Annotated in this window: 6 protein-coding genes and 1 tRNA gene; 1 reads left to right on the top strand and 6 read right to left on the bottom strand. The window is 68.8% G+C overall.

Annotated features, from left to right (window positions below):
- Positions 1-178: 178 nt before the first annotated feature.
- From pcaB to pobA, 5 genes are read right to left on the bottom strand one after another with little or no spacing between them, the layout of a single operon-like run.
- Positions 179-1531, bottom strand: a complete 1353-nt coding sequence (pcaB, locus tag QMO56_RS26455) for a 3-carboxy-cis,cis-muconate cycloisomerase (protein ID WP_283530605.1) — start codon at positions 1529-1531, stop codon at positions 179-181.
- Between the two features lie 4 nt (positions 1532-1535).
- A complete protein-coding gene (gene pcaG, locus QMO56_RS26450; RefSeq protein WP_283530604.1) occupies positions 1536-2138 on the bottom strand; it encodes a protocatechuate 3,4-dioxygenase subunit alpha in 603 nt (200 codons plus the stop codon).
- A complete protein-coding gene (pcaH, locus tag QMO56_RS26445) occupies positions 2138-2851 on the bottom strand; it encodes a protocatechuate 3,4-dioxygenase subunit beta (protein ID WP_283530603.1) in 714 nt (237 codons plus the stop codon). Before pcaH ends, pcaG begins: the two co-directional genes overlap by 1 nt.
- Positions 2848-4014, bottom strand: coding sequence for a 3-oxoadipate enol-lactonase (gene pcaD / locus QMO56_RS26440; protein ID WP_283530602.1), 1167 nt, complete (start codon positions 4012-4014; stop codon positions 2848-2850). Before pcaD ends, pcaH begins: the two co-directional genes overlap by 4 nt.
- Positions 4015-4038: 24 nt before the next feature.
- A complete protein-coding gene (gene pobA, locus QMO56_RS26435; RefSeq protein ID WP_283530606.1) occupies positions 4039-5286 on the bottom strand; it encodes a 4-hydroxybenzoate 3-monooxygenase in 1248 nt (415 codons plus the stop codon).
- A gap of 203 nt (positions 5287-5489) precedes the next feature.
- On the opposite strand from pobA, the gene QMO56_RS26430 reads away from it, so the two are divergent.
- The gene (locus QMO56_RS26430) at positions 5490-6317 is read left to right on the top strand and encodes a helix-turn-helix domain-containing protein (RefSeq protein WP_283530600.1); all 828 of its coding nucleotides are present in this window, start codon (positions 5490-5492) and stop codon (positions 6315-6317) included.
- A 46-nt stretch (positions 6318-6363) separates the two neighbouring features.
- Here the strand turns inward: QMO56_RS26430 and QMO56_RS26425 are convergent.
- Positions 6364-6440: transfer RNA gene (locus tag QMO56_RS26425), tRNA-Met, on the bottom strand.
- Positions 6441-6480 lie beyond the last annotated feature (40 nt).

The following is a 6480-nucleotide window of genomic DNA, read 5'->3' as shown; positions in this document are numbered from 1 at the left end:
CATCGCGCAACGCATCCGGGTCCGCGCTCATCCAGGCCAGCCTCCAAAAGCCAGCCTTGAATCACGCCCCGCTCAGCAGCGGAATCCCTCAGATCAGGAAATCGTCACCACCACCTAGCTATTTGTCTTTACGAGCATCTTCACCCATTCCGATGATGCCATCGGAATGGGATCTGCTCTAGCGGCCGCGGAAATCCGCCAGCACCCGGTCCACGAAGGCGGCGGCGCTGCCGAGATAGCCGGCCGGATCGGTCAGGCGGCCGATCTCGGCCGCGTCCAGCCGCGCGGCGACCATCTCCTCGCGGCCCAGCGCCTCGGCCAGCGGCACGCCTTCGGCCAGCGCGACGTCACAGGCATGATGGACGATGTGATGCGCCTCCTCCCGCCCCAGTAGCGGGGCCAGGCCCATCATCACCGCCTCGGCGACGATCAGGCCGCCGGTGCTGTCGAGATTGCGGCGCATCCGCGCGGCATCCACCGTCATGCCCTCGGCCACCAGCACGGCCTGGCTCAGTGCCCCATGGGTCAGGAGGAGGGACTGGAACAGCGCCAGCGGCTCGGCCTGCCAGGGGCCGGTGCCGCGCTCCTGGTCATGCGGCAGGGCGGCCAGCATCTGCGGCACCAGCGCCTGGACGCCGCGCGCCTGGGCCAGCACGTATTCGCAGGCGATCGGGTTGCGCTTCTGCGGCATGGTGGAGGAGCCGCCGCGGCCCGGCGCGTGCGGCTCGGCCACCTCGGCCACCTCGGTCTGCATCAGCAGCATGATGTCGGTCGCGAACTTGGCCAGCGGGCCGCAGAGCAGGCCGCACCAGCACACCGCCTCGGCCAGCGCGTCATGCACGACATGCCAGGGAATGCTCGGCTCGCCCAGGGAAAGCTCCTGCGCCAGCTCACGCAGCACGTCGAGCCCCTGCCCGCCCAGCGAGGCCAGGGTGCCGACCGCGCCGCCGAACTGCACCCGCAGCACGCGCGGGCGAAGCTGCGCCAGGCGCTCGCGCATCGCCAGCAGCGGCGCCAGCCAGACCGCGCACTTGTAGCCGAAGGTGACCGGCAGGGCATGCTGGAGATGGGTGCGTCCGGCCATCACGGTGTCGCGGTGCTCCTCGGCGCGCGCGGCCAGGGCGGCGCAGAGGCGGTCCAGTTCGGGGCCGAGCAGGCCCAGCGCATCGCGCAGCACCAGCACCGTGGCACTGTCCACGATGTCCTGGGTGGTGGCGCCCCAATGGGTCCAGCGCCCGGCCTCCGGTCCCGCTGCCGCCGAGAGCTGCTTCACCAGCCCCACCACGGGGTAGCCGGTGTTGCGGGTGGCCACCGCCAGGGCCGGCAGATCCAGCCGTTCGGCGCGCGCGGCGGCGGTGATCGCCTCGGCCGCCGCCTGCGGCACGATGCCGAGCCGGGCCTGGGCACGGGCCAGGGCGGCTTCCACATCCAGCATGCGTTGCAGGATGGCGCGCTCATCCAGCACCGCGCGCATCGCATCGGTGCCATAGAGGGCGCCGAAGACGGCCCCGTCGGCGGGGTTCACGGCCATGGCGTCAGACCGCCATCCAGACGGTCTCGCCCTCGCCTTGCAGGCGCAGGTCGAGGTTCCAGGTGCCGGGCTCCACCTGGCGCGCGACCAGCGTTCCGCGGCGCTCCGGCGGCACGGCGCCCAGCACCGGGTCGGTCTCGTTCAGCGCCTCGCCTTCAAAATAGAGCCGGGTGCAGAGGTGCTGCAGCAGGCCGCGCGCGAAGATCGCGAGCGCCACATGCGGCGCCTGCCGGGAGTTCGCCCGCGCACGGTCGCCGAGCGGCACGGGGCCGGGCTTCAGCGTCACGAAGCGGAAGCTGCCATCGGCCTTGGTGGCGCAGCGGCCATAGCCCTGGAACTCCTCCGCGGGCCCGTTCGGGTCGGGGTACTCGCCCTTCGGGTCGGCGTGCCAGATCTCCACCATGGCGTCGGCGACCGGCGCGCCCGAGCCGTCGGTGACGCGGCCGGTCAGTACGATCCGCTCGCCCGGCGGCAGGTTGCCGGCGAAGTGGCGGGTGGTGTCGGCCCATTCCGGGAAGTCCACCAGGTGCCAGTAGGGGCCGGCGGTCTGGTGGGCCGAGGCGACCAGGCCCTGCATCGGCGCGGCTTCGGGGGTCGGGGCCGGCATCAGTGGTTGTCCTCCATCGGCGTGGCCTCGCGGCCGCGCAACACGATGTCGAAGCGGTAGCCGAGGGCCCATTCCGGCTGGGTCAGCTCAAGGTCGAACTTCGAGATGAGGCGGTTGCGCGCGGCCTCGTCGGGGGTGGCATGAAAGATCGGGTCCAGCGCCAGCAGCGGATCGCCCGGGAAGTACATCTGGGTGATCATCCGCTGGGCGAAGCCGGCGCCGAACACCGAGTAGTGGATGTGGTTCGGCCGCCAGGCGTCCTTGTGGTTGCGCCAGGGATAGGCGCCGGGGCGGATGGTGACGAAGCGGTACCAGCCTTCCGCGTCGGTGAAGACACGCCCCATGCCCTGGAAGTTCGGGTCGAGCGGGGCGTCATGGTCGTCGCCAGGGTGGTTGTAGCGGCCGGCGGCATTGGCCTGCCAGACCTCGACCATGGTGTTGCGCACCGGGCGGCCATCTTCGTCCAGCACGCGGCCGGCGACGATGATGCGCTCGCCCATGGCCGCCGAGCCGTCCGCCTGCACCGTGAGGTCGGCACGCGCGGGGTAGCGTTGCGGCGAGAAGCGCGGCGCGCTGGTCTCGGTGAGGGTGTGCGGCAGCCGCAGCAATTCCTGCTGCGGATGGCGAAGGCGGGTGCTGCCGTAATCCGGCGCATTGTAGGGCGGCTGCGTCAGCAGCCCCGGCCGGCGATAGCCCGGGACGGTTTCGCTCACGGCGTTTCCTCCATTTCCTTCAAGGCCTGCTTGGCCAGCTTGAGGGCATGATTGGCCACCGGCACGCCGGCATAGGCCGCGACCTGCAGCAGGACCTCGGCGATCTCTTCCGGCGACACGCCCGTGTTGCGGGTGGCGCGGACATGCAGCACGAACTCCCCTTCCCGCCCCAGCGCGGCCATCAGCGCCAGCGTCAGCAGCGAGCGGGTGTGGCGCGGCAGGCCAGGGCGGGTCCAGATGCCGCCCCAGACATTGCGGGTGATGTAGTCCTGGAAGGGGGCGTCCAGGGCGGTTATGGCGGCGCTCGCGCGCGCCACATGCGCCTCGCCCAGCACCGCCTTGCGCACGGCGAGGCCGGCGGCGAGCGGATCATCCGCGGTGCCCGCCTCCTGTGCGGCGAGGAAGATGCGCAACGCCTCCGTCACGGCTTCCGGCCGCTCCACGGTCGGGATGTGCGCGGCATCGGCGATGGTCTGGAGCCGTGCCCCGGGGATGGCGTCACACAGGGCTGCGGCGCTGGCGAGCGGGGTCGCCTGGTCGCCATCGCCGACCAGGACCAGGGCCGGCAGGCGCAGGCGGCGCGTCGCTTCGGTGAGATCGGCGGCGGCGATGGCCTCGGCAGCCCCTGCATAGCCCTCCGGATCGGTCCGGCGCAGCATGGCGCGCAACCCCTGCGCGGCGGGAGCGTGAAGGGCGGCGGGCGTCACCCAGCGCGCGACCACAGGCTCGACCAGCGGCGCCATGCCCTGCGCCCGCACCGTCGCGGCACGCTCCTGCCAGGTTTCCGGCGGGGGGATGGAGAGCGCCGTATCCAGCAGCATCAGGCTGCGCACCCGCTCCGGCGCATGGGCGGCAACCGACTGCGCGACCAGCCCGCCGATCGAGAGTCCCGCCACATGCGCAGGCCCGACACCCAGGACATCCAGCACCGCCAGGGCATCCTGCGCCAGCCCCTCGATGCTGTAGGGGCCGGGCGTGACAGTGGTCAGGCCATGCCCGCGCAGGTCGGGGCGAATGACGCGCCAGGAGCTGGCCAGCGCCTTGGCCTGCGCCTCCCAGATGTGGCCGGTGGTGCCGAGGGAGTGCAGCAGCAGCAGCGCCGGCGCGCCGGCCGGTCCGTCAACCTGCACATGGACGTCGAGATCGCCCGCCTTCACGAACATGGCCGTGTCATTCCCTGATTTCCCTCACGATGCGGCCATTGGGGGCACCGTCGGGGGCCCCTCACCGATGGCCCAGGCCCCGTCATCGCCGGAATGCAGCGGCAGGCCGACATAGTTCTCGGCAAGGACGCGTTGGGCGGCCGGAGATTCGAAGATGTAGCGCAGCTCCGCGCGCTGCATGCGGCGGCCGAAGTCGTCCATGTCCGGGAAGCGGTGCGTGAGCCCGGTGAACCACCAGGAGAAGCGTTCGGCCTTCCAGACCCGGGCGAGCGCACGCGCGGAATAGGTCTCGAGCAGATGATCGGCGCCGTCGTGGTAGTGGCTGACCAGGGCCTCGGCCAGCAGGCCGACATCGGAGGCCGCGAGGTTCAGGCCTTTGGCGCCAGTGGGCGGCACGATATGGGCGGCATCACCGGCCAGGAACAGGCGGCCATGCCGCATCGGCTCTGCCACAAAGGAGCGCAGCGGCGCGATGCTCTTCTCGATGGACGGGCCCCGCACCATCCGGTTCGCGGCCCCCCTGCCCAGGCGGAGCGCGAGTTCATCCCAGAGGCGGGTGTCGGGCCAGTCCTTCAGGTCCTCGCCGAGCGGAACCTGGACGTAGTAACGGCTACGGGTCGGGGACCGCATGCTGGCCAGCGCGAAGCCGTTGGCGTGGTTGGAATAGATCAGCTCGTGGTCGCAAGGCGGCACATCGGCCAGGATCCCCAGCCAGCCAAAGGGATAGATCCGCTCGAAGCTCCGCAGCACCGAAGGGGGGATGCTGGCGCGGCTGGCACCGTGATAGCCATCGCACCCCGCGATATAGTCACAATCCAGGCGATGCGATGCGTCATCCCGGCGATAGGTGACGAAAGGCCTGCTGCCGTCGAGATCGTGCAGCGCGACCTGCTCCGCCTCGAAGAGGAGGGGTGCGCCGCGGACCTGGTGAGCCTGGATGAGATCGCGCGTGATCTCCGTCTGGCCATAGACCATGACGGATTTGCCGCCGGTGAGGCGGTGCATGTCGATGCGGAAATGCTCGCCGTTGAGGGCGATCCGGAAGCCCTGATGCGGCAGGCCCTCGCGATGCAGGCGGGCGGCAATGCCGGCCTGCTCGAGCAGACCTACCGTGCCCTGTTCCAGCACGCCGGCACGAATGCGGCTTTCAACATGCCCCTGACTGCGGCGCTCCAGCACCATGCTGTCGATGCCGGCGACATGAAGGAGCTGGGAGAGAAGCAAGCCTGCCGGTCCCGCGCCAATGATGGCGACCTGCGTACGCTGCCGCATTGGCCCCTCCCCTCTGAAGTCTTGTAAAAGATAGCTTATCCGGGCTTGCGGCCTGCAATGGACAATCGGGGCAACAATTTGGACTTTCGAGACAGGAAGGCATACCGAAACAGGCCTGCAGCGATGGAGCACGAGCCCTGCCCGTGACATCTCAGAACCCGGTTCCTGCTTATGATCTCTACGGCGAAGCCAGAGCGCGAGCCTTGCTCGATCCCATCCATCTGGAACCTCTGTTCACTCGCAGCCATAAGCACAATTGGACCATCAGGCCGCACCGGCACCGCCGTCTGCATCAGATTTTCTGGATTCAACGTGGGGAGGGGGTGGTTGACGCCCAGGGGCGCAGCCTGCCCTTCGAGGCTCCAATGCTCCTTATCGTGCCCCCGGGCGAGGTTCATGGCTTCCGCTTCGAGCCGCAGAGCCGCGGCTACGTTCTGACGATCACCGACGCTTTCTTCGGGGCATGCTGTGCCCTGGCAGGAGAGAGGGGCTATCCGCAGACCGTCTTCATGGTGCCTGTCGGAACACGCGCAGCGCTGCAGCAGACGCTGAACGGAACCTTCTTCAACCTGGAGCAGGAGTTCCGGCAGGATGGCATTGGCCGTGGCACGGCGCTGGCGGGCTATGTCCTGGCCATTTTGGGCCAAGTGCAGCGCGGCATGGAGGCGGAGGCTGCTGCGCACCAGCCGCGCTCTCAACAGGAGGAGTTGGTGGCGCGCTTCCGGGAACAGGTGGAGGAAAATCTTACCGGCCATGCAGCGCTGGGAAAATATTGCGCGCAGCTCGGCATCACCCTCAGCACTCTGACCCGCGCCTGCCGTGCCGTCACAGGCCGGTCTCCGTTGGAGCTGATCCATGACCGCCTGATGCTCGAAGCACGACGGCTTCTAAGCTACAGCTCGCTCAGTATTTCCGAGATCGCCTATTCGCTCGGGTTTGAACCGGCTTACTTCTCGCGCTTCTTCAGCAAGCGGGAAGGCCTATCTCCAGCGGCTTTCCAGCGGGCAGCATTATTGAAGGAGAGCAAATGAAATAACGCCTGCGGCGCATGGCACACAGGCGTTTCGGAAAATATTTTGGATGCGGGGACAGGATTTGAACCTGTGACCTTCAGGTTATGAGCCTGACGAGCTACCGGGCTGCTCCACCCCGCGTTGGTGGTGTTGGATCCGTTTGTTGTCCACAATTCCGGCT

The organism is Roseomonas sp. E05 (assembly GCF_030063475.1).
Lineage (GTDB): Bacteria > Pseudomonadota > Alphaproteobacteria > Acetobacterales > Acetobacteraceae > Pseudoroseomonas.
The sequence above is the reverse complement of the archived record's forward strand: the minus strand, read 5'-3'. Positions and strand labels throughout refer to the sequence as shown.

Excerpts from the sequence above, each read along its gene's own strand:
- pcaB (WP_283530605.1), bottom strand. The coding sequence starts at position 1,531 with ATGGCCGTGAACCCCGCCGACGGGGCCGTCTTCGGCGCCCTCTATGGC.
- pcaG (WP_283530604.1), bottom strand. The coding sequence starts at position 2,138 with ATGCCGGCCCCGACCCCCGAAGCCGCGCCGATGCAGGGCCTGGTCGCC.
- pcaD (WP_283530602.1), bottom strand. The coding sequence starts at position 4,014 with ATGTTCGTGAAGGCGGGCGATCTCGACGTCCATGTGCAGGTTGACGGA.
- pobA (WP_283530606.1), bottom strand. The coding sequence starts at position 5,286 with ATGCGGCAGCGTACGCAGGTCGCCATCATTGGCGCGGGACCGGCAGGC.